Annotated in this window: 22 protein-coding genes and 3 tRNA genes; 13 read left to right on the forward strand and 12 right to left on the reverse strand. The window is 25.2% G+C overall.

Translation table 4 applies throughout. The annotated features are described in order from the left end of the window. Positions 1–108 precede the first annotated feature (108 nt). The 9 genes from VY93_RS00390 to VY93_RS03895 all read left to right on the forward strand — a co-directional run bounded on the left by VY93_RS00390 (position 109) and on the right by VY93_RS03895 (position 8,299). Positions 109–531, forward strand: a complete 423-nt coding sequence (locus VY93_RS00390; protein ID WP_020002791.1) for an MAG0490 family ComEA-like DNA-binding protein — start codon at positions 109–111, stop codon at positions 529–531. Positions 532–713: 182 nt separating this feature from the next. Continuing rightward, a complete protein-coding gene (locus VY93_RS00395; RefSeq protein ID WP_223211463.1) occupies positions 714–1,802 on the forward strand; it encodes a ComEC/Rec2 family competence protein in 1,089 nt (362 codons plus the stop codon). Positions 1,803–1,813: 11 nt separating this feature from the next. Then, positions 1,814–2,746: a DNA polymerase III subunit delta gene (gene holA / locus VY93_RS00400; RefSeq protein ID WP_036434382.1), complete on the forward strand. Its 933-nt coding sequence runs from the start codon at positions 1,814–1,816 to the stop codon at positions 2,744–2,746. After that, positions 2,733–4,013 carry a hypothetical protein gene (locus VY93_RS00405; RefSeq protein WP_223211464.1) on the forward strand — a complete coding sequence of 427 codons (1,281 nt, stop codon included), beginning with the start codon at positions 2,733–2,735 and terminating at the stop codon, positions 4,011–4,013. Before holA ends, VY93_RS00405 begins: the two co-directional genes overlap by 14 nt. 102 nt (positions 4,014–4,115) lie before the next feature. Beyond that, positions 4,116–4,550 (forward strand): 50S ribosomal protein L13, encoded by a 435-nt coding sequence (gene rplM, locus VY93_RS00410; protein WP_020002795.1) that lies wholly within the window; start codon positions 4,116–4,118, stop codon positions 4,548–4,550. Beyond that, on the forward strand, positions 4,550–4,945 hold the full coding sequence (gene rpsI / locus VY93_RS00415; protein ID WP_011283241.1) for a 30S ribosomal protein S9: 396 nt from the start codon (positions 4,550–4,552) through the stop codon (positions 4,943–4,945). The genes rplM and rpsI overlap by 1 nt, the downstream gene beginning before the upstream one ends. 32 nt (positions 4,946–4,977) lie before the next feature. Then, positions 4,978–5,054 (forward strand) — tRNA-Ile (locus VY93_RS00420). A gap of 69 nt (positions 5,055–5,123) precedes the next feature. After that, the gene (locus tag VY93_RS00425; RefSeq protein ID WP_020002796.1) at positions 5,124–6,470 is read left to right on the forward strand and encodes an aldehyde dehydrogenase family protein; all 1,347 of its coding nucleotides are present in this window, start codon (positions 5,124–5,126) and stop codon (positions 6,468–6,470) included. A 140-nt stretch (positions 6,471–6,610) separates the two neighbouring features. Further along, positions 6,611–8,299 carry an IS1634 family transposase gene (locus VY93_RS03895; RefSeq protein WP_082071141.1) on the forward strand — a complete coding sequence of 563 codons (1,689 nt, stop codon included), beginning with the start codon at positions 6,611–6,613 and terminating at the stop codon, positions 8,297–8,299. Positions 8,300–8,432: 133 nt separating this feature from the next. Here VY93_RS03895 and VY93_RS00440 read toward each other — a convergent pair. Both VY93_RS00440 and VY93_RS00445 read right to left on the reverse strand, forming a co-directional pair. Further along, positions 8,433–8,508 (reverse strand) — tRNA-Lys (locus tag VY93_RS00440). Positions 8,509–8,511: 3 nt separating this feature from the next. Continuing rightward, positions 8,512–8,598, reverse strand: a tRNA-Leu gene (locus tag VY93_RS00445). Positions 8,599–8,708: 110 nt separating this feature from the next. Here VY93_RS00445 and VY93_RS00450 point away from each other — a divergent pair. Then, positions 8,709–10,325, forward strand: coding sequence for an ABC-F family ATP-binding cassette domain-containing protein (locus VY93_RS00450; RefSeq protein WP_011283244.1), 1,617 nt, complete (start codon positions 8,709–8,711; stop codon positions 10,323–10,325). Next, entirely contained in the window at positions 10,325–11,002 is a 678-nt protein-coding gene (locus VY93_RS00455; RefSeq protein WP_020003111.1) for a 16S rRNA (uracil(1498)-N(3))-methyltransferase, read from the forward strand. The genes VY93_RS00450 and VY93_RS00455 overlap by 1 nt, the downstream gene beginning before the upstream one ends. Positions 11,003–11,284: 282 nt before the next feature. Here VY93_RS00455 and rbfA read toward each other — a convergent pair whose 3' ends face one another. Both rbfA and VY93_RS00465 read right to left on the reverse strand, forming a co-directional pair. Continuing rightward, complete coding sequence (rbfA, locus tag VY93_RS00460) at positions 11,285–11,620, reverse strand: 30S ribosome-binding factor RbfA (RefSeq protein ID WP_020003110.1); 336 nt, start codon at positions 11,618–11,620, stop codon at positions 11,285–11,287. Next, the gene (locus VY93_RS00465) at positions 11,620–12,807 is read right to left on the reverse strand and encodes a phosphopentomutase (RefSeq protein ID WP_026365195.1); all 1,188 of its coding nucleotides are present in this window, start codon (positions 12,805–12,807) and stop codon (positions 11,620–11,622) included. Before VY93_RS00465 ends, rbfA begins: the two co-directional genes overlap by 1 nt. A gap of 82 nt (positions 12,808–12,889) precedes the next feature. Between VY93_RS00465 and VY93_RS00470 the strand changes: the two genes are divergently transcribed. Then, positions 12,890–14,335, forward strand: coding sequence for a protein kinase family protein (locus VY93_RS00470; RefSeq protein ID WP_020003108.1), 1,446 nt, complete (start codon positions 12,890–12,892; stop codon positions 14,333–14,335). 272 nt (positions 14,336–14,607) lie between these two features. On the opposite strand, the gene VY93_RS00475 is transcribed toward VY93_RS00470, so the two are convergent. Genes VY93_RS00475 through cypl form a run of 3 tightly spaced genes read right to left on the reverse strand, consistent with a single transcriptional unit; the run spans position 14,608 to position 18,249 of the window. Beyond that, positions 14,608–16,314 (reverse strand): PhnE/PtxC family ABC transporter permease, encoded by a 1,707-nt coding sequence (locus VY93_RS00475; protein ID WP_020003107.1) that lies wholly within the window; start codon positions 16,312–16,314, stop codon positions 14,608–14,610. After that, positions 16,275–17,045, reverse strand: coding sequence for an ATP-binding cassette domain-containing protein (locus tag VY93_RS00480; protein WP_020003106.1), 771 nt, complete (start codon positions 17,043–17,045; stop codon positions 16,275–16,277). The genes VY93_RS00475 and VY93_RS00480 overlap by 40 nt, the downstream gene beginning before the upstream one ends. Continuing rightward, on the reverse strand, positions 17,035–18,249 hold the full coding sequence (gene cypl / locus VY93_RS00485; protein ID WP_020003105.1) for an ABC transporter thiamine pyrophosphate-binding lipoprotein p37/Cypl: 1,215 nt from the start codon (positions 18,247–18,249) through the stop codon (positions 17,035–17,037). Before cypl ends, VY93_RS00480 begins: the two co-directional genes overlap by 11 nt. A 197-nt stretch (positions 18,250–18,446) precedes the next feature. On the opposite strand from cypl, the gene VY93_RS00490 reads away from it, so the two are divergent. Next, positions 18,447–19,046 (forward strand): FMN-dependent NADH-azoreductase, encoded by a 600-nt coding sequence (locus VY93_RS00490; protein WP_020003104.1) that lies wholly within the window; start codon positions 18,447–18,449, stop codon positions 19,044–19,046. Between the two features lie 42 nt (positions 19,047–19,088). On the opposite strand, the gene VY93_RS00495 is transcribed toward VY93_RS00490, so the two are convergent. The 5 genes from VY93_RS00495 to VY93_RS00515 are packed head-to-tail and all read right to left on the reverse strand — an operon-like array spanning position 19,089 to position 23,693. Next, entirely contained in the window at positions 19,089–19,562 is a 474-nt protein-coding gene (locus VY93_RS00495) for an L-threonylcarbamoyladenylate synthase (protein ID WP_011283253.1), read from the reverse strand. After that, positions 19,556–20,674, reverse strand: a complete 1,119-nt coding sequence (locus tag VY93_RS00500) for a YihY/virulence factor BrkB family protein (RefSeq protein ID WP_020003103.1) — start codon at positions 20,672–20,674, stop codon at positions 19,556–19,558. Before VY93_RS00500 ends, VY93_RS00495 begins: the two co-directional genes overlap by 7 nt. Continuing rightward, positions 20,658–22,079 carry an Asp-tRNA(Asn)/Glu-tRNA(Gln) amidotransferase subunit GatB gene (gene gatB, locus VY93_RS00505; RefSeq protein ID WP_020003102.1) on the reverse strand — a complete coding sequence of 474 codons (1,422 nt, stop codon included), beginning with the start codon at positions 22,077–22,079 and terminating at the stop codon, positions 20,658–20,660. The genes VY93_RS00500 and gatB overlap by 17 nt, the downstream gene beginning before the upstream one ends. Continuing rightward, positions 22,072–23,391 (reverse strand): amidase family protein, encoded by a 1,320-nt coding sequence (locus VY93_RS00510; RefSeq protein WP_020003101.1) that lies wholly within the window; start codon positions 23,389–23,391, stop codon positions 22,072–22,074. The genes gatB and VY93_RS00510 overlap by 8 nt, the downstream gene beginning before the upstream one ends. Then, on the reverse strand, positions 23,391–23,693 hold the full coding sequence (locus VY93_RS00515; RefSeq protein WP_020003100.1) for an Asp-tRNA(Asn)/Glu-tRNA(Gln) amidotransferase subunit GatC: 303 nt from the start codon (positions 23,691–23,693) through the stop codon (positions 23,391–23,393). Before VY93_RS00515 ends, VY93_RS00510 begins: the two co-directional genes overlap by 1 nt. Positions 23,694–23,699: the final 6 nt, after the last annotated feature.

Genomic DNA, 23,699 nt, shown 5'->3' on the forward strand with positions numbered 1-23,699 from the left:
TTTTGATCAAAATTTAAAAAATTTAATTTATAAATTGTGATTAAAAAGTATTGAAAACTTCTTAGTTTGGTTTTTGGCCTTGCGATTATTTTGCTAGGAATAATTTTGATGTTCAATAGCGATCAAAGCAGCCTTAGTAAAAACTTTAACGATAAAGTTTATTTTTATAATGTAACTGGCGCAGTTAGAAACGGTAAAAATATCAAAAGCTTAAAACCGCTTACTTATCGGGAATTATTTTTCCACGCGCAGGCTAATTCTTATGCTGACTTTTCAAGTTTTAATTTAGATGAAATAGCGCCTGAAAAATCTGAAGTTTATATACCTTTTAAAAACTACAAGCTCAATTGAAAAAATCTAAAATCAGAAAACCAATTAATAGCTTTTAAAATATCTAGCAAGCAAGCTAAAGCTATTGTTAAATTTAGAGAAAAAAATCCAGTAAATGTAACTTGAGAAAAACTTTTAAATATTTCTTCAGTTGGAATAAAAACGATTGAAAAATTAAAAACGTTTTTAATTCTGAATTAATTTATTTGATTTTATTTTTTACAATTGGCTTTTTATTATTGTTCTTTGAAAATAAAAATTTATATTTTTTAGTTTCTGGCTTAATTTTATTTTTGATAAGTTTATTTTTCTTAAAGAAAAAATATTGAAAAATAATTGCTATTACTTTTGTGATTTTGATCTGCATTTTAGTTAAAAATTTAGTGCAAAATTTTTACTTATATGAAAACAAAGAAATTGCTAATTTAAACTTAAAAGTTATTTCTAAAAACAATAATTATTTAATTGCAAAAGATTTGTTTTTTAATAAATACCTTTTAAAAACTAAAGAAAATTTAAATTTATATCAAAGTTTTCAGGTTAGTGGTGTTCTTGAAAAAATAGAAAGCAATTATTCACAATATTATTTATCTGAAAATGTTAAATTTCAAATTTTAAATTTAAAAATTAATGAATGAAAAAGTTATGATCTGCGGTATTTTTTCTTTAACTATTTAAGCCAGAAACATGTTTATAAAAATTATGTCATACCTATTATTTTCGGTTATTCTGCTGAAGATAAAAATGATTTATTTAAAAACTTAAATGACATTGGCGTTATTCATTTAGTTGTGATTAGTGGTTTTCATTTTTCTTTAATTTATTTATCAATTGCAAAAATTACAAAGAAAATTGATAATTCAAAAATAATTGCCTTTAGTTTAATTTTTATTTATTTTTTATTTGTTAAAAAATCACCTTCAGTTTATAGAAGTATACTAATGATATTTTTTGGTTTTGTTTTTGAAAAGTTTCAAAAATTTAAAAAATGAAATAACAATTATTTAAAAATTTATTCAGCTTTTTTATTTGTCATTTTAATTAATAAATATTATGTTTTAAAACTTGGTTTTTGATTTTCATTTGTAGTTGTAATTTTTATTTATTTAATAAATGATTTTTTAAAAAGTTTTATTTTAAGTGATATTTGAAAGAAAGTTATAACGTTTTTTCTAATTTGAATAATTAGTCAAATTTTAATTATTATTTTTAATAAAAACAATTCGCTTTTATCAATGCTTTCATTAATTATTATGGCGCCAGTAATTGAAGTTTTAATAATTTCTAGTTTAATCCTGATGCCATTCAAATTCCTATTAAACTATTTGTATTTAGGATTTGAAGAAATTGTTAATTTAATTTCAAAAGTTAGCGTTTTAGCAAAAATAGAATTTATATATCAAAGTGAAATATTATGAACATTGCTTTTATTTTTAATATTTATTTTTGGTAAAAAAGTTAAATATTGTTAAAATTTTTAAAAATGAATCAAATTTTAATTTACGGCAGCGAAAATTATTTAATTAATAAAAAAATTGAAGAAATTAAAAAGCAATTCGCCGATTATAAAGTTACAAATATTTATTACAAAAAAGATTTTGCCTTTTTTTATGAAGTTTACTCACAAAACGATTTATTTCAAGAAAAAGAATTAATCTTCGTAAATGATTTTGATTTTAAAGATAAAAAACAAGTTGAAAAATTAATAAATACGCTTAGCGATGATAATGAAAAAATAGTTTTATTTGTTAATTATCAAGACTTTATTCCTAAAAATAATTTATTAGAAAAACTGCAATCAAAAAACAAAGTTTTTGAATTTAAAAAACTTACAAAAAAAGAAAAAGTTTATTACATTATTGATTATTTAAAATCAAAAAATGCTCAAGTTAAAAGTTTGGACATATATTATCTAATTGAAAAGTCAACAGAAAATTTAGAAATACTAATCAAAGAACTTGACAAAGTTTTAATTAAAGAAAATAAAATCACTAAAGAAGTAATTGATGAAAATATTTTTAATTATTCCGAAAGTGTTGAATTTGCGTTTGTAAATGCCTTAACTGAGAGAAACTTTTACAATTTGTATTCTAAATATCTAAAAGAAGTAGCTCAAAATAAATCAGTAATTACTATTTTGGCTCAAATTGCTAATTTTTTACATTTATCATGCTCGGTTTATTATCTATTTCAGCAAGGCAAAAATAACTTTGAAATAGCTAAAGATTTAAAAATCCATGAATTTAGAGTTCAAAAAATAATTGAATTTCTAAATATTTATAACCTATATAATATAAATAAATTAAAAGATATAGTAAGTGAACTTTTAGAAATTGATAATAAATACAAAAGTACAGGCGATTTAGTTAATGATATATTTGAAGTATTTCTCATCAAAAAATTTGGACAAGCTTAAAGATAAAAATAAGTTTGTATTTTTAGATTTTTCAAATATAGAAATTAATTTAACTAAAACAAATTTAGAAAATAAAGAAGTTAACTTTTTTGGGAATCAATTAAGAAGTTACTTAAAAAATTTACTTGACAAGATTTTAGTTCAAAGCTATTTGAATTTAAAAATTGTAATTCCTGATTTATATGACTTTTTATGAAACCATTCAATTGAAGAAAAAGCAAATATAAATTTAGCTTTAATTATTATTAAATATAAAACTTTTGATTGATTTTTCAATGTTTGCAAAAAAAATAACATTGATGTTTACTTTACAATCGATTACAAGAAAAAAGAAAAGGTTTTAAAAAACATTCAAAACTTTTTAAAAATCAAAAGCAGTGATTTGTATAAAAAAAGCAAATACATGCTAATGGATTTCTTTTTAACAAAAGAAGTTGAAATTAATTCTCTTTTTATTCACGATGATTTATATAACTTGTTTAGAGAAATAATTCTTTTTTACAATCATTGAAATCCAAAAGGTTTCTTTATAGAAAATTCAACTGCACTTTTTGACGATAATAAATTCAAAAAAATAGTTAATTACCAAAGCTATGAAAAAATTGACATTATCAATAAGCTTTTAAAAAACATTAAAAAAGAATTTAAATGTGAAATTTATGGAATTGAATCTTCAATTATAAAAATTAAAAACTTTTATAAAGTATCAGCTTTTGATCATCATTTTTATCGTGGGCAGCATTTAACTTTTAGAAAACTAATTAAAAACTTTGTTGATTGCAAGAAAAATTCAGTTTCTTTAATTTATGATGCTAAAAATATTCTTTCATCTAAGCAAGTTAAAATTTTCAAATATTTAAACCAAATAAATACAATTAGTAAACTTGCAATAATGAATTTTGATTATTTTTCATTTGTTTATTTATATCCAAAAAATGAAAATGAATTCATTCAAACATTTTCACATAAACTTCTTTACAATCACACAAATAACTTACTTTTTAGTTATTCAAACAATGGTTTTTTTAGAAGCAAATTAAAAAACAAAAACGCTTTAAAAATTAAAGCGCTTTATGTTAATATTTTAGGAGTAAAATATTTTAAAATTTATCTAAATTTTGAAAACGAAAAATACTTATTATTTTGCAATTTATCCGAAAAAATAATAAAAATCAACACTTCAAAATTTAAAAATTTATTTATAGATGATAGTCAAAAAGACAACCTTTTATTAGCATTTGAGTCCGATTTTTTCGAAACAAATTAATTTGAATATTTTTTAAATTTTTTGTTATAATTTATAAGCTTATACGTATTTTATAAATTAACATACAAACCAATCAAAATAATATACAAAAAAGGAATCAACATGAGACAAACTACCATAGTTAATAAAGAAAACTCAAACAAAAAATGATTTGTTGTTGATGCCGAAAATCAAGTTTTAGGACGTTTAGCTTCATTGGTTGCTTCAGTATTAAGAGGAAAAACCAAGCCAACATTTACACCTAATGCAGATATGGGCGACAATGTAATCATTATTAACGCAGAAAAAGTTAAATTAACCGGAAAAAAAGAAAAAAATAAAGTGTATTATTCACACTCTGGATATCCTGGTGGATTAAAAGCTAGAACTGCAGAAAAATTACGTGAAGAAAAGCCTACAGCTTTATTAGAAAAAGCAATTAGCGGAATGATCCCTCATACAAAATTAGGAAATCAACAAAGAAAAAATCTTTATGTATATGCTGGACCAAAACACAAACACCAAGCACAAAATCCTGAAAGGTTAGAAGTTAAATAATGACACAAGCAGTTGAATATAAAGGATTAGGAAGAAGAAAATCTTCAGTTGCAAGAGTTATTATTAGACCTGGTAAAGGTGAATTTCACATTAATAAAAGACCTGCAAGAGAATATCTAACATCAGATTTATACTTAAAAGACGCTAATCAACCATTTGTTTTAACAGAAACTTTCCAAAAATTTGATACTTTTGTAAATGTTAAAGGTGGAGGACTAAACGGTCAAGCCGGAGCAATTAGACTAGGTATTGCTAGAGCATTATTACATGCTAGTCCTGACTACAGAACAAAACTAAAAGCTGAAGGTATGTTAACAAGAGATGCTCGTATAAAAGAACGTAAAAAACCTGGACTTCGTGCTGCACGTCGTGCAAGACAATTCTCAAAACGTTAATTTATTTTGCATGCAATTGCATGCATTTATATGCGAGCGTAGCTCAGCTGGTTAGAGCACACGACTGATAATCGTGAGGTCGATGGTTCAAGTCCATTCGTTCGCACCATTTCAAATATGACCAACATAACATTTGTCATGTTTTTTATTATTCTTAATAAAGTATACTTAGTGAAATATGAATAAAAGTGACATTAATTTATCATTAGAGCAAAGAATTTCTTATCTTAAAAAGTTAAAAAACCTAATAATAGAACATAGACAAGATATCTATGATGCTTTACATAAAGATTTAAATAAAAATAACTTTGAAGCTGAAGTTAGTGAAATTTGACCAATCTTAAAAGAGCTAAAGCTTTATATTAAAAACCTTAAAAAGTGAAGTAAAAATAAAGTGGTTAACCATCCAGGAAAACTTTTTTCTAAAAAGTTTAAGTTATTTGATTTTTTAAAAAACAAAAGAACATATACAGTATTTGAACCTTATGGACAGGTTTTAATAATTACGCCATGAAACTATCCGTTTTACTTAACATTTGTTCCAATTATTAATGCACTATCAGCTGGAAATACGCTTTTAGTTAAACCTTCAGAATATTCAAGTCATTCATCAGAATTAATTAAAAAAATTTGTGAAAAGTTATTTAATCCAAAACATGTCAAAGTATTTCTAGGTGGTAAAGAAACTGTTGATAAACTTTGAGAAACACAAAAAATTGATTTTTTATTTTTTACTGGAAATACAAAAGTTGGACAAATATTATACGAAAAAGCTGCAAGCAAAATGATTCCAGTAATTTTAGAATTAAGTGGAACCAATCCTTTAATAATTGATGAAAGTGCTAATTTAAAAATAACTGCAAGAAAATTAATCTGAAGCAAATATTTAAATTCAGGTCAAACTTGCATTGCGCCAAATTACATTGCAATTCATTCAAAAGTTAAAGATGAATTTCTAAAAGTTTTATCAGAGCAAAGACAAAAACTATTTCAAAATTCAGATTTAATTTCTAAAATAATTACAAAACAACACTTTGAAAATGTATTAAAAAAATTTCCTGATTTAAAACATAATTATGAAAGTCAAAAATTTGATTTTCAAATTTTAGAAACAAGTTTTAATGATCCTAAATTTGATTATGAATTATTTTGTTCAGCATTAATGCTTGTTGAATATAGTGACTTTAAAGATTTAATAGCTAAAATAAAGTCTAGAAAAAAGTCGCTTGCTTTATATTTATTTAGCAACAACAAAGCTAACATTAAATACGCTTTAGAAAATGTTAAATTTGGAGGTGGTTGCATTAATGATGTTATCCAACAAGTTGAAGAAAAAGATTTCGGTTTTGGCGGAGTTGGACTTTCAGGAATTGGAAAGTATCACGGCTATGATGGATTTGCAGCATTTTCACATCAAAAAAATATTGTTCACTATAAACCAAACAAAGATGATTCTAAAAGATATTTAACCTTAAAACCAAGTGACAAAATCTTAAAATTAATACAAAAAATTTCTAAATTTTAAACTGCATTTGCTAGTTTTTTTAAAAAAAGAAAATAAAAAACCTGAGTTTCCAAGTTTGGAAGCTCTTTTTTATACCTTTTACCTTATTACTTATATACATAGTATATAAGTACATTTTTTAATTATTTTAATTTTTTACAATGATTACAATGATAATAATGTATAATATAAATATGAGTAACTACATTCTGTATAAAAGAAAAAACCCAAAAGGGATTTACATTGCATTAGGAATATCAAAAGGATACGGTAAAGGGATTGGTAATTTAGTTGGATTAGGTTATTGAGAAGAAATTAAAGAAAAATATTCTCTACAAAACATCGATGATTTAAAACAAATTGCTAGATTGGTTCCTGTTGGAGAAGATAAAATTGAAGTTAAAACCAAATTTTTTCAATTGCTTAACCCGACATCTGTCGAAACAAATGTAAAAAACGTTGGTATTGAATTGATTTATAAAGTAATTAAAGAACTAGATTTATTTAAAGGATTACCGAAAACTAAACACAAATCTTTAGAAGAAGTATTGGAATTTATTGTTGCAACAAGAATAATTCAACCAAGAAGTTATATTTGTCAATACAAAAACAAAAATGACTTTTTACATAAGATAGATATAAAAAAATCTTCAATTTATAACTATTTCGATACTTTTTTAGAATATAAAAATGCAATTTTAGTCAATATTTATAACAAAATGCAAGAATTGACAACTAGAAACGCAAAATTAATGCATTTTGATAATACAACTGTTTATTTTCAAAGTTTTTCAAGAGATGGTTTGAAACAAAGAGGTTTTTCTAAAGATGGAAAGCATGATGAAGATCAAATTGTTGTGGCTATGGCAGTTGATAATAATGGTATTCCTTTTCACTATAAAGTTTTAAAAGGAAATACTGCAGATTCTAAAACTCTTGTGAAATTTTTAATCGAAATGCAAAGAATTTACAAAACAAAAGACATAATAATTGTTGCTGATAAAGGTATTATTCAAAATGCAAATTTAAGATATTTAGAACAAAAAGGATATAAATATATACTTCAGAAACGTATTGATATTCTTGGAAAAGAAGATAAAGCATTTATAGTAAATGAACAAGGCTTTGTTCAAGAAAATGAGTATTTTACTAAATCTAGATTCGTCGAATCTATTTGAGCTAAAAACAAAAATAAAAAAAGATATAGCGATACCTTTAGAAAACAATTTGTCTATTTTAGCCCTTCAAAACAAACTTTAGACAAAATAAAAAGACAAAATCTTATTAATAAATTGAAAAAAAAGTCTATTAACGGTGAATTGCCATTAAGTGCTTTGGTTGCTGAATATAAGAAAAAGTATATTGATGTAGATGCTAAAACAGTCGGAAGATTAAATATTGAAAAAATTAAAAAAGTGGCTAATGAAGATGGCTTTTATATGATTGAAACGAACATAACAAACATAAATTCAAAAGAAGCCAATGAAATATATAATAGACAATGAAAAGTGGAAGAAAGTTTCAGAACCTTAAAATCAGCAATCGAAGTTAGACCGATGTACGTTTATAAAGACGAGCATATTCAATCTCATGTATTTTTATGCTTTTTGTCTCTAATTGTTTTGAAATATTGCATTTATAAATTAAAGAAATTTTATAAAGATAATGGAGAGATCCAAAAACTCACAATGAATATGTTTATAGATGCATTGAAACTTATAACAATCACAACAAAGACTGTCAATGGTAAAGTTGTAAGTAAAATCAAGAATAATTTAGACCCAGGACATAAGGAATTAAACAAAATATATAGTGATTTTCAATATGCGGTTGATGGTCTATCATTGTAATTTAAAAGCGCAAAAAACGAATACGCCTTATTTATAGGTGTATTCGTTTTTTTCTTCATTACAACTTGGAAACGCAGGAAAAAAGAAAATAAAAAACAAGCTTATAAAGGCCTGTTTTGATCATATAATGAAATGGTACGTCCTAGAGGATTCGAACCTCTGACCCAATGGTTAAAAGCCATTTGCTCTACCTGCTGAGCTAAGGACGCAAATGGTGCCCAAGACTGGACTTGAACCAGCACGGTCTTGCGACCGAGGGATTTTAAGTCCCTTGCGTCTACCTATTTCGCCACCTGGGCTATCGCGTTTAGCTAAACTATTATAGCAAAAAAAATTATTTTAAAACTAAAAAAATATATTTTTAATATAATTAAAAATACGATTCAAAATAAGGATAAAAATTAAATAAATGATTCAAGTATTAGGCTTAAAAAAGGCGTTTAGCGACAAAACATTATTTGAAAATGTTAACTTAAAATTTACTGAAGGAAACACCTATGGAATTATCGGTGCCAATGGTGCTGGTAAGTCAACATTTCTAAAAATTCTTTCAGGAGAAGTAGAAGCTACTTCTGGAAATATTGTTGTAGAAAAAAACAAACGTATATCAGTTTTAAATCAAAATCATGCTATGTATGATGAATTTAATGTTACTGAAGTGGTTATCATGGGTAACACTGATTTATATAAAATCAAAGAACAAAAAGACGCAATTTATGCAAATCCAGATGCAACTATAGAAGATTACACCTTAGCAGGAGAGCTCGAAGATAAATACGGAGAGCTAGGTGGATGAACCGCTGAAAACGATGCTCAAAAACTTCTTAGTGATTTATCTATCCCAGAAGAAAAGTGAAATTTAACTTTAAAAGAATTAACTGCGAATGAAAAAATTAAAGTTTTACTTGCTAAAGCTTTATTTGGTAATCCAGATATTTTAATAATGGATGAGCCAACTAACCACCTTGATTTAAAAAGCATTAAATGACTTGAAAACTTTTTAATTGAATATCCTCATGTTGTAATAGTAGTTAGCCACGATAGCGACTTTTTAGATGCTATATGTACTCACACTGTTGATATTGACTATAACCAAGCGACAATATATACAGGTAATTATTCTTTCTGAAAACAATCAAGTGAATTAGCTAGAGAGCTTCAAAAACAAAGTAACCTTAAAAAAGAAGCTCAAATGGAAAAACTTAAAGAATTCATCGCACGTTTTAGTGCTAATGCTTCTAAATCAAAACAAGCTACTTCTAGAAAGAAATCTTTAGAAAAAATAGTATTAGATGAAATAAAACCATCTAATCGTAAATATCCATTTATTCGTTGAGAAATGCATAGAGACCATGGAAAACAAATTCTTAACGTTGAAAATCTAAGCTATAAAAACGAAGCTGGAGTTTATTTATTTAAAGATGTAACCTTTACTTTAATGCCTGGTGAAAAAATGGTTGTTCTATCAAATGATGACATTGCCAAAACTAAGCTTTTAGAAATCATTTCTGGAGTTACAAAACCAACCGAAGGAACAGTTACTTGAGGGCAAACCATAAAACATACTTATTTCCCGAATGAAAATAGCAACTACTTTAAAGGTGATGAAACAATTCTTGAATGAATTTCAAAATGACCTTTAGAAAATTCAACAGAAGAAACTAAAGACGCTTCTGATGCTAGAATGAGAAGTTTTTTAGGAAGAATGCTTTTTAGCTCAGATTCAGTATTTAAAAAAGTTAATGTAACTTCTGGAGGAGAAAAAGCTAGATTAATGTTTTCTAGAATGATGCTTTTAGAATCTAACTTTTTAATCTTTGACCAACCTTTAGATCACCTTGATACTGAAAGCATTGATTCAGTAATTGAAGGAATTCAAGCATACAAAGGCGGAGTTGTTTTTACAACATATAATAGAGCCTTTGTTAATAAATGTGCTAACGTAATTTTTGAAATGAAACCAAATTTTGAAAGCTTTATTTTTAGAGGTTCACTTCAAGATTACGAAGAAACAATGGGATATTAATGCATCGCTTTTTTTGTGACAAAAAACTTAATTCAAATTACTTTGAACTTTCAGATGAACTTCTTAAACATTTAAAAGTTTTAAGAATTGGTAGCGAAGAATTTTTAGTTAATTATCAAAATGAATTTTATAAATGTAAGCTAGAAAATAATTTAGCAAAAATTATTTCTAAGCAAGAAATCAATAATGAGCTTGATTATAAAATTTACCTTGCAATTGGATTAATTAAATTTGAAAGATTTGAGTGATTAATTGAAAAAGCAACAGAACTTGGTGTTTTTGAAATCGTTCCATTTTATTCTCAATTCACGCAAAAACATAAACTATTAAATCAATTTCAAAATAAAAAAAATAGATTTGAAAAAATAATTAAATTTGCTGCTGAACAATCTTTTAGAAACATAATCCCAAATTTAAAAGATCCAATATCATTTGAGGATTTATTAAATTTTTATGTTAATCAAAAACTAGTGGCTCATGAAATAAGCGACAATCAAAATTTTGATTTAAATTTACTTACAAAAAATGATTTGTTATTAACTATAGGATCTGAAGGCGGGTTTTCTAGTGATGAAATTGCAAAATTTAAAGAAGCTAATTTTAAAGTAATTCATTTAGGAAAAACAATTTTAAGGTCTGAAACTGCCGCGATATCTTTAATTAGCAAAGTGAAATAAAAAATGCAATTTGAAACTGCATTTTTATACATTGTAATTTTCAAGTCATCGCTCTCAAAAAAATTTTTGGGAGTTTTTTTATTAAAAATTACTACTAAAAGAAAGAGAATGCCCTTTTGGGTGCATTTAAAATTAACCATGAAAATTATAAACAATTTTTTATGGTTTTTAAAAATAAAATTTTAAAAAAAATAAAAAGCCGATTTTAAAATCGGCAATTTCATTAAATTGTAAGTAGTAAGGTTTACCTTACAATATGGAAATGCAATGTTGCATTTTTTATTAATCGTTTTTAATTTCTTGGAGTATTTTTTCTATTTTTTCTGTTTGCACGGTATGAGCATCAAGCACAAAAGTAACTGTTGGAACTTTTCTTCAAGTTAATGTTTTAGATAATATTCTTTTAACAGCTGGCGCTGAATTATTTAAAGCAATTAAAGTTTTTTGTACGTTAGATTCAACGACAACAAAAACTTTAACATGACTTAAATCATTAGAAAGCTTAACATCCATAACTACAACGTCACTAATATTTACATTATGTAAATCAAAAGCAACAATGTTAGCTATTAGATTTAAAATTTCTGATTCTTTTCTTTTTAAATTAATTTCGTTCATTATACTAATTGGTCAAAAATATCTTCACCAGTTTCAATTACCATATCAACACCAAAGTTTTTTGCAACAATATTTCCTAGTGTTCCAAGACCTTCTAAATCTTTTAAAACTTTAGGTGATTTAAATGACTTAGAATAAATTGTAGCAGGAAGAAATTCTCTGGTGTGATTAAATCCCGGATATAAAGGATCGTTACCATGATCGCTGGTTATTATCAGTAAATCATCATCGTTTAATACTGTTAATAATTTACCTAATTTAACGTCAAATTTTGCAATATTATCTGCATAACCATGAACATCTCTACGGTGTCCAAAATGCGAATCAAATTGAACAAGATTTAAAAATACAAATTCATTTTTTGTTTTTTTACTTGCTAGATCAATTACAATATCCATTCCAGTTTCATCGCATCCACTTTTAATGCTTTCTGTAATTCCTTGACCTACAAAAATATCGTTAATTTTACCAACTGCTATAGTTTTAACTTTTTTAGCTTTTAGTTTATTTAAAATATTAGCTTTTGGTTTGATTGCATAATCATGACGATTAAATGTTCTTGTATATGCACCATCATCGCCAGTATAAGGTCTTGCGATAATTCTTCCAACGTTTCACTCAGGACGTGATGAACAAATATCTCTAGCTGCTTGAGCATAACGATATAAATTATCTAGACCAGTTCAAGTTTCATGTCCACAGATTTGAAGCACTGAATCCATTGAGGTATAAACAATAATTGAATTATTTAATTTTTCTTCTTGAGCGAATTCATTTATTATTTCAGTTCCTGAAGCAGATTTATTTCCTACAATTTTTTTACCATCAAAGGCTTTTGATAATTCATCAATTAATTCTTGAGGAAAACCATTTTCAGTAAATGTTGGAAACGGCGATAAGGTTTTAATTCCCATCATTTCTCAGTGTCCTGTTAGGGTATCTTTTCCATTTGATACTTCTTGAATTCTAGCAACATAAGCTTGAGGTTTTTTAACAGGGTGGTGATTATGAATTTGTGAAATATTTGAAATTCCTAATCTTTTTCAATTATCAATATGAAACATTTCTGAAACAGAAGCTGATCTAATAGTATTAGCTCCTGCATCTTTAAATGCTTTTTGATCACGATCTGGACCAATTCCTAATCCGTCTGTTACGATCATAAAAATACGATTAAACTTTTTGATAAAAACTCCTAAAAATTATTTTATTTATTTAGTAAGTATTATTATATTTTATTATCAAAACTTAAATAATATAATTACATTAATGTCAAAACTTTTTATTAAAAATCAACTTTTAAATAAACATAAAAGTAATTTAAGTGAATCTAGCATTATTCACTTAAATAAAATATGCGAAAAATTCAATATCACTAACGCCAAATTATATTATGAAGGTTTTCATAACATAACTTATAAAGTTTTAATTAATGATAGTTGATACCAATTAAAAATACCTATCGATTTTACTGTGGTAAATAGAAAAATTGAAGAAAAAATTTATAAACATTCTAAAGAAAGCATTTATTACAAAAATGGATTTTTAATAAAAAAATGATTTGATGGAAAAGATTTAAATAAAGTTAATTTAACTAACAAAATTCAAATTAAAGTTTTAGAAAAATTAAAAGAATTTTCAAAATTAAAAATTAAAACAGAAAACTTTGATTGAAATTTGTATAAAACAAATAATAAAAAATATTTGTCTTTAGTTGATAAATATAAAAATGAAAAATTAGTTTTACAACACGGTGATTTATCATTTAAAGACATTTTGGTAAATAAAAATTTTGAAGTAAATTTTATTGATTATGAATGAGTTAGAAATAATTATTTAAGTTTTGATTTGTTTTATTTACACAAAAATGGATTCAGTAAAGAAAACATCTTAAAAGTGTTTAACATTACTGAAAAATACTTAAAAGATATTTTTTATATAAGCAGTCATTTCGATTATCTTAGCTATAAACATGAATATTCAAAAAAATATTTAACTTATATAAAAAATAAAAATAAAGTTATTCAAGATAATTTTTTACCTAATTTATATGCACTTAATGATAAAAAAGTTAAATTAAAAAGCCAATCATTTAAAGGTTTAAATTTAAAATCAAATTATCAAAAGCTTAATAAATTTGATTTATTTGTTAATGTAAGTTATGAAGATAATAAAATGATTATTTTTGAGAATTTAAATGAAATAAATCATTTGCAATTTAATGCTTCAAGCTTTATTAAAAATTTTCAAAGTTTAAAAATAAAACCTAAAAAATATTTTTTAAAGTTAATTGTTGAAAAATTATTTTTAAAACACAAAGAAAAATTATTAAATTATTTAGATTTAAAATTAATGCTCAAAATAATTAAAGATTTTAAAAGTGTTGATGCCGATACTTTATCGCATAATAAATTATTTTATTTTTCATTAATTGAAACTAATAATAAAAAAGCAAAGCTTCAGTTCAATGAATTATTATCGAAAAACAATAAATATTTTGACATAGCAACTTATATTAGTAGTTTAAATTTATCTAAAAATAAAGAAATAAATCTTTTAAAAGAATTTGATAAAAATTTAAATCTTGACGAATATTACAAAATAAAAGTTTTAGCCAATTTTTATTTGTTATTAATTTATATTGATGAAAATATTTTAAATTTTGATTTAAATATTTTTGTAAAAAACATAACTAAGTATAAAAAAAGTAAGTAAAAAAGCTGAAAAATCAGCTTTTTACCATTTTTAATTATTTTATTGTAGAGAACGCTACCGGCGCAGTTGGTAGCAGTTAAAATTATTAATGAATTGAATTTTAGGAATAAAAAATAACAAATTAACAATTGAAACACAAATTCGAGTTAAAGGAGTTTGAAAAAAATAACAACAAAATAATTTAATAAATTAAAAAAAGAATAGAGATATCCACTTTGTTTGTGGTAATTAATTATTACAAAACATTATAGGCATATAAATGCCTACGCTAATTATATTACTAATTTTAAAATTCTTGCGGCATTATTTATAAAAAATATATTTAAAACAATAACTCACATGTAAGCAAAAGCTTTATTAGGATTAAATGATTTTTCCTGTAAGTGAAAATACATATTTGAGCCTAAAGCAAGGCCATCGTTAGCTAAAAAACTATATGTTATAGAAGACCTGAAAAATATTTCAAAATAAAACATAGCAAGCAAGAAAAACTCTACTTTTATGCTAGGTAATATATAAGAAAAAAATATTTTAAATTTAGAATAACCTTGATATTTTAAGTTTTGAATAACTTCATTGTCTAAATTATCGATTACTTCAGATAATTGCTTGTTTAAACTAGAAGAAGCAGTAATTCCTATTACAAACACTAAGAGCGTTGCTGGTGAAAATACAATATTAGAAAATACATAAAACAATACTAAACTAGGAAATATCCTTAAAAATATATTTAGAAATTTAACAAATAATGATGATCAAACATTGTTATTATTTTTTGAAATAAAAGGTAAAAATCAAAAAGTAACAAATAAACAAATAACTAAAGTTGCAAGCGCAAAGCCATAAATTTGAAAAATTTGTAAAAACGGATTTAAAGATATTGAATTTGAACTAATATCAAATACGCTTCAATCAGGTTTAAAGAAATTGCTTAAATAAGAACTAAAAAAACCATTTAATAAATAATCTTTGTTTATTGTTATCAATTGGTAAATGCTAAAAATAGCAATAGCTGAGAAAAATAAAAGTTTAATTACACTTTTATAATTAAAAGTTTTTGCTAATTTTTGATAGTCATTAGTTTTTAAAGTTTTTGAATTTCATTCAAGAATGTATTTATTAAAAAAGTAATTAAATAATTCAATAAAAACAATAAATAAAAATAAAAAAATCAGTGGTATTGCAAGTTGATCAATATTATTTGAAGATATTGCGGCGTAATTAATTAAAACCCCAATACCAGGAGCACCTAATGCGCTAAGTATTGAAACTCACCTTATATTGCTTTCAAATGAATATAAAAATAAAACTATAAATTTATTTCAAAGTCTTGATAATATTTCTTTTCTAAAAGAATAAAAACTAGAATTACCTTGATATTTAGAAACATAAAAAGCAGTTAAATCTAAGCTTTCAATTGTTTCTAAAAAATATTTATGAAGTCAAAGTCACGAAAATCATAAATAAATTAAAATCAACGCAAATTCTCTAAAAAAAGTTTGATTAAATAAAGTTATAAATAAAAGCTCAGGAATAGATCTAATTAATAAAATTAAGTTTTTAATTATTAAAGCTAGTCAAAAATTATTTAATTTTGAACTAGATAAAAACGCGGTAAATATCGCAATTACAAAACCAATAAAAGTTCCTACAATTGCGTATTTTATTGAAACTCATAAATATGAAAGTGAATCAAGGGCTAAATTTGTTTTTCCTAAATAAGTGCTTTCATTTTTAATTTGAAAAAATTTGAAAACATTTTTATAAAAATTTTGAAAACCAAAATATGAATTTAATTTATAGTCAAATTTAGAGAAAGTAAAAATAATTACTGCTAGAAAAAATAAAATTAAAATATGAAACCAAATTGGTTTTAATTTATTTTGTGTTTGTGAGTTTTTTGATTCGACTTTGTAAAAAAACAAATTAGATAAAAATACTAAACTATTTGCCTTTTTACTTTTTCATTTAAGTTTCATTTATTTTTTAAGTTAATGCTTTCATTTAAGAAAATTTGTTTATCTTTAATCATTATTATTTGATCGAAATAACTAGTAGCTAAATTTAAATCGTGAATATTAATTATTATTGTTATGTTTAATTTCTTATTTATTTCTTTTAGAATTTCCATAACGCTATTTGCGCTTTTGTAATCTAAATTAGAAGTAGGCTCGTCTCCTAAAATTAAATCAACGTCTTTAATTAATAATTTTGCAATTTCTACTTTTTGTTTTTGTCCACCTGATAAATCAGAAACTCTAGAAAATGCTTTATTCAAAATTCCGAGCTTATCTAATGTTTCAAATATTTTTACTCTTTTATCAAAAGTCAAAAAAGAAATTAATTTGAAAAATCAATTTTGATAATCATTTATTGATCTTTTAATATTTGAATAAACTGAATCACTTTCAATTAAATTAGGTTTTTGTGTTAAAAAACCAATTTTTTTAACTTTGGTTTTTCATTGGTTTTTTGAAAGATTGTAAATATTTTCATTATTTAAAAAAACATTTCCATTAATTGGTTTAATTGCTCTAACAATAATTTTAAATAATGTAGTTTTTCCAACACCAGAAGGCCCAATAAAGGCAATCATTTTGCCTTTTTGCAAATCTAGTGAAATATTTTCTAAAACATTTTCTTTAGATTTTGGATATTTAATTGTTACATTATCAAAACTAATAATGTTTTTTTGATTTTTATTTTTCATTATTACCAACTAAAGAAAACTGATTATATCCTGTGTAATTCCCGTAAGTATTATCTTCAAAAGAAAGCGATGCTAAAGCTTTTGCAAATAATTCTTTTTGAATTTCTGAAAGCCCTCTTCTAGCAAAAACTTGATCGTAAATTATAGGATTAGTAAATGTTAAATATCTAACACTAGAATTATTATCAGAAGGCTTAAAGTTATATATTAAATTGCCACTTCCATAATATGGTGGAGTTCAGTTAAAAACTCCTTCATAGTCAAATGCAATGTTAAAAACTTTTCCTTGATTAGATAAAACTCCAAGTGAATTTGAAGCCCTTCCAATTAGAACATTTTTATTATTAGGGTTTTGTAATTCAGTTTTAATTTCTGAAACGTTTTTATTAAATTGCTTAGCTAAAATTTCAACTTGCGCATTATATCTTGAAAGGCTTTCAAAGTTTCTAATAACAATTCCAAATGATAAAAATTTTTCTCAATTTTTATCATTTCAAGCTTTTATAATTTCATCTCTTATTTCTTTAGTTCCTGATATTAAAATACTTCCTCTAAAAACGCTACTGAAATTATTTGAATCATGAAAGTCTTTATAAAAAACGTTATATTTTGAACCATCTCATTTTAATAATATTTTTTTATTTTCATCATTTCAAGAACTATATGGTCCATATAATTCATTTTCGAATTGAATTTTATTAGCTTCATTAGCCGCAGTTATTAAAGGATCATTTTCACTTCCATCAAAGTATGTTTTTGAATCATCAAGTGATCATAGAAACTTTAATGTTTTGGTTTGTAGTAGTGGATGTGAAATTAAATCGCTGTTTTTATTTTTTAAAATAGTAGTTGCATTTAATATTCCAAAATCATAATTTTCTAAATTATTATTTAAGTTTTGAAATATTAAATTTTTATCATCTAAAAACTTTAAATCAAAAACTACATCAGGATAGTTTTTAGTTTCAGGATTTGAGTTTTTTAATTCGTTAAATTTATCTTGAACTTTTTTAATTCAAGCGCTTTTTAAATTTTCAGAAAATAAATTACCAAAATTAGGTCCATATAAAGTTAGCGTTGCATCTCATTGTAATTTTTGTTCACTTTGAGAAGCAAAGCCACAAGAACTAGCTACAAAAGAAGAAAATAAAATTATCAGCAAAAGCAGCTTTAGTTTTTTGAAATTAAAAATAAAAACCTCCATAAACAGGAGGAAAAAACACAAACAATGTGACGCAGGTATTATCCTGATCCACTAAGGTATAATCTCAGCCTTTTACAGCACCCCCTGTTGATAAATCAAATTATAACAAAATTAAAATAAATTATAACAAAATTAAAATGTAAAAAAAGTTTTATAATATAAATTATTTATATAGAAGGTGTAATAGAAGGTGTATAATGGCAAAAGTATTAGTATTAAGTGGTGGCCTTAGCGAAAAAGAAAAGTCATATTCAAGTCAAATGCTTGATTTATTTGTTAAAACATATAAAAAAGTTCATCCTAATGATGAACTTGAATTTGTGGATTTGAATACCACAAAACATGCAGAGGTGTTTTTAAGTAGAAATACATTTGCTACATATTGAAAAGATGTAGAAAGTGATAAATGAATCGATAAATTAAAAGCAGCTGATAAAGTTATTTTAAGTTGTTCAATGACAAACTTTGGACCAACTGCAGTTGTTAAAAACTTCATCGATTCAGTGGCGGTGGCTAACAAAACATTTAGCTATAAATATTCTAAAAAAGGTGATGCAGTTGGACTTCTTGATCATCTAAGAGTTATGATTGTAACCACTCAAGGTGCTCCAAAAGATTGATATCTATGAGGAAGTCATACAAATTGATTGATTGGAACTTGAAAATTTTTAGGTGCTAAATATGTTGATACATTTGAACTAAATGGAACTAAATTATCAGTATTTGCTGATAAAAAACCATACGATGTAGTTCAGGAATTCAGACAAGATGCTTTAGAAAAAGCAAAACAATTCTAATTAAAATTACAAATAAAAAAGTAAGAGAAAATTCTTACTTTTTTATTTGTCTCTAACTAAAATTTCACCTGTATCTAGATTGTAAATTTTGCTTGGCGACCCACTTGGTGAGCAATAGTCAACTATGTATCTTATTTTTTCAAATTTAACTTGAGCTTCTTCTATGCTTAAAGGTTTTTCGCCTGAAATATTAGCGCTTGTTACATACATAGGCCCATTTTTAATTAAAAATTTTCTAAGTTTTAAACAGTTAGGAATTCTCATTCCAATGTTATTAACAATAATTGAATTGCTTCCAGGAAGGAGTTTATAAGCCATTACTCTTTGTTTTTTTGTGAATTTTGTAAGCTTAAAAATATCATTAAAAGAACCAGCTAGAATCATTATTTTTTTATCTACTGGCCTATTTTTTAATGCATAAAGTTTGTGCAGCGAATCTTTATTTTCTAGCTTAACTCCAAGGCCACAAACTGTATCAGTTGATAGCAGAAAAACATCATCAAAATTATCTATCATCAGAAGGTTATTAATTTTCAGAACTTTCTATCATCAGTTTTTCTAGCAACGTAATTTTTAAAGTAAGCTTCATTAAAAGTAAAGCCTAAAAACACAAAGTAAATAAATCAGTTAACAAAAAGAGCAACTAATAAAAAGAATCCAACTGTGCTTCCAAATTTTCCATAAGAAGAGTTTTGATTAATACTTGAGAAAATATATGACATTATGCTTGAAGGAATGGTAGCAATTATTGCTCCACGGTATATATTTTTAAATTTAGAAGTAAATGAAGGGACAAATTTATAAATACCAAAAGTCAGCCCAAAGAAAAAGATTAATGTGTTAACTCCAAAGGTAAATTGAATTAAAATTCCTTTTGAAATATCACTATCTATTTCTTTGTTATTCATAATTCCGATTTCAATTAGTATTTGGATAGTTGACATTATTCAAAGTCAAAATGCAACCATGAAAACCACAAAAAGACCTTTGAAACGGTTTCCTATATAAGTTCCTAATTTTTTATGATCGTAAATATAATTCGAAGAAGTAATTAGCCGAGCATAACCACCACTTGAAATATAAATAGCAACTACAAAAAGTAAAAAACTTCCAACAATACTTGAAAAATCAGCGCTATTAAAAATATCTCTAGCGTTAAGTTTTAGAAAAGTATTATCAGTTCCTGGAATTATCTTTCCTAAAATTGAACTTAAAAATAATTCTTCAAAATCAGCAGGAGTTAAGCCGGCTATATTTGGGGTTAAAACGCTATTGAAAAAATAAACTATATAAATTACTGGTATAAATGAAATTAAAATTAAAAACGCAGTTGATAGTCAAATAAAGTTATACTCTTTAGTGTTGAAGTTATCAAAGATTCTATTGATAACTTTTTTGTTTTTAATTTTACGATTATCGTCTTTGTTTCTAATTAAAATTCAAACAAAAAAACTAATAACAGCTTTAAGCCCTACAACATAAGCTATTGAAATATAGTCTTTTCTAAAAGGCCAGACAATGTTAAAAGAAAAAGAATTAAAAACTTTCTTTTTGTATTTTAACCTTGTAAGTTTTTTGTATGTTAACTTTTTAGGCTTAGGATTTAAAATATTATTTAAAAACTTCATCTAAACTTTTAATTGCTATTTCGTTAGCAACTGTAGGATTAACCTGACCTCCAGTGTCTTTCATTAGTTTTCCTAAAACAAATTTTAAAACCTTTTCTTGACGAGTTGGATACTCTTTAACAAGTTCAGAATTTGTTTTAATAATTTCTTTAATTATATTACTAATTAAGTTAGGATCAGAAATTTGTTCAAGTGAATTTTGCTTTGCTAGCTTTTTAATATCACCTTTGAAATTAACTAGTAATGGAATTAATTTCTTTAATGATTTTCCAGAAATAACTTCCTCGTCTAAAAGATTAATCGCTTTTGTTATATTTTCAGGATCAATATTTAAATGATAAGCTTTCATTTCTTTTGAATTAGCAAGAGATACTACTTCTGCAAAAAAAATTTTAGAAAGTTTGTCTTTATCTGGATATGATATTGAATCAAAATAATTAGCAAGATGAATATCATCAAGCAAACTATTTAAATAAATTGAATTTAAATTGTAAGACTTGTATCTTGCTTCTTTTTCTCAAGGAAGTTCTTTTAATTTAACGCTACTAATAAACTTTTTAGAAAGCTTGATAAATGGAATATTTGGCTCTGGAAAATATCTATAGTCAATTGCTGAAGTTTTGGTTCTAAGCACTTGAAGCTTTAGTGTTTTTTCATCTATTTTTTTAGTTTGTTGCAATACTTCTTCGTTAGCAAAAAACTTTGCTCTTTGAAGCGTTATTTCCTCTTCAATTGCAAGTTTGATATTTTTTAAAGAATTTAAATTTTTAATTTCAACTTTATTTGAAAAGCTTTTTGATCCTAACGGTCTAATTGAAATGTTAATGTCAGCTCTTAGTGATCCTATTTCAAGTCTTCCTTCAGAAATTTCTAAAGTTTGAACTATTTTTCTAATTGCATCAACATATAAACAAGCTTCATCACTTGATCTTAAAACTGGATGAGTAACTATTTCAATTAACGGAATTCCGGCACGGTTGTAATCAAGCTGTGAATAGTTATCTTTATGATGCTGTCTTGCGGTGTCTTCCTCAAGATGAATTCTTTCGATATTAACTTCGAATTCTTTGCCGTTATTATTTAATTTAATTTGACCTTCTCTACCAATTGGATGATAAAACTGAGTGATTTGATAACCTTTTGGTAAATCTGGATAAAAGTAATGCTTACGATCAAATCTTAGATTTGAGTCGATTTGCATATTTAATGCTTTTGCAAGCATAATTGCATATTTAACAGCTTTTTTATTAACTTGAGGCAGAGTTCCTGGATAACCTAAATCAATTTGATTAGCTTTAGTATTTGACTCAGCGTTAAAATTGATTTCAACCGGTGAAAACATCTTTGTTTTAGTTTTTAACTCAATATGGATTTCAATTCCAATAACAGTTTCAAAATTAATCATTTATACCTCTTATTAATTTTTCAAAAAATTGTCCATATTGAAGAAGAGCTTCATCACCATAAACTTTACCATCTAGAGAAAGATTGAAATCTAAATTTTGATGTTTACCTAAAGGAATTGATAGTGATGGATTACCTGTTAAATTTGATGTAGTTAAAATATAATCCATAAAGTCATAACTTTTTGGATTTTTAATATCACTAGCTACTGATGCAAAAGCTGGAAAAATTACAACGTCGTAACTATTTATTAAACTTTCTCAATAATTTTTAATAACTCTTCTCGCTTTTTGAGCTTTTAAAAATAAATCTTTTTGGTTATCATCAAAAAGAAAATAACTTCCTAAAACAAGTCTTTCTTGAACCATTTTTCCAAGATGCTTGCTTCTGGTATTTGTCATTACTTCTTCTCAAGAAGAACCTTTTTCACGGTTACCAAAAGCTACTCCTGTAAGGTTGGCTAAATTACTTGATGCTTCAGAGAAAGAGATTATTTTATAAGTAGCTCTAACGCTACGAAGAACGTCTAAATTAGGTTCAACTAATTTAATATCTACGTTTTGTTTTTTTAATTCTTCAAGTAACTTAGTGTAGCTATCTGCTACATATTTTTCGCAGTATTTTGAAACATCTAAAGCAAGCACGCTTTTAGGTTTTTTGGCTTTATTATTTTCTGAAAGTTTTACTTCAACGTTTGTAAAATCTCTTTTGTCAACTTGATATAAAACTTTAGCAAGTTCATAAGCATCGTGAACGTTGTGAGTAAAATAAGCAACGGTATCTAGTGACGATGCATATGCAAACATTCCGTATCTAGAAATTGCTCCATATGAAGGTTTAAATCCTACAACTCCATTAAATGAAGCTGGTAGCCGCACGCTATCACCAGTGTCGCTTCCTAAAGCAAATGAAATATTTTTGCTAAAGCTAGCTACTGATCCAGAAGAAGATCCTCCTGATTGCTTCGATTTATCTTTTGGATTTTTAACAATTCCATAAGCAGAGTGCAGCCCTGTTCCTCCTAGAGCAAGTTCGTCTGAGTGAACTTTAGCTACTTTTTTGGCTCCGGCATTTATTAACAATTCAACAGGATAGGCATTATATGATGGTTGAAAATTTTCAAGAATTTTACTTGATGCTTGTGTTGGGGCATCATTAGTTGCAAAAACATCTTTAATTGTAAAAACGCAATCTTTTAAAGGGCCATCAAAAGTTGGCAGATCTTTATATAAATAACTAACTACGTTATTTTTATCGCTTTTTAATTCAGATAAAGCTAAATTAAAATTACCTTTTACTTTAAGCTTTGTCATTATTTAACTACCTTTACAAAAGTAATGTAATTTTCATCTTTTTCTTTTGCGTTTTTTAGAATATCGTCTTTAGTTATATCGTCAAAATTTACAACTTCATCTTCTCTTAAAAAATCTTCATAATAAGTTTCGTTATTATGAGTTAGTGGCTCTGCATTTTTAAGATCTAATTTGTCTAAAGATTTTAAGTCTTGAAGTAGATCGTCTCATTGAATTTTAATTTTTTCAATTAGTTCATCATTTGGCTCTAGCATTATAACTTTAGCTATTTCAAGAAACTTTTTTTTGCTAAATTTTTTCATTTGTAC

Source organism: Mycoplasmopsis synoviae ATCC 25204 (assembly GCF_000969765.1).
In the GTDB taxonomy this organism is placed as follows: domain Bacteria; phylum Bacillota_I; class Bacilli_A; order Mycoplasmatales; family Metamycoplasmataceae; genus Mycoplasmopsis; species Mycoplasmopsis synoviae.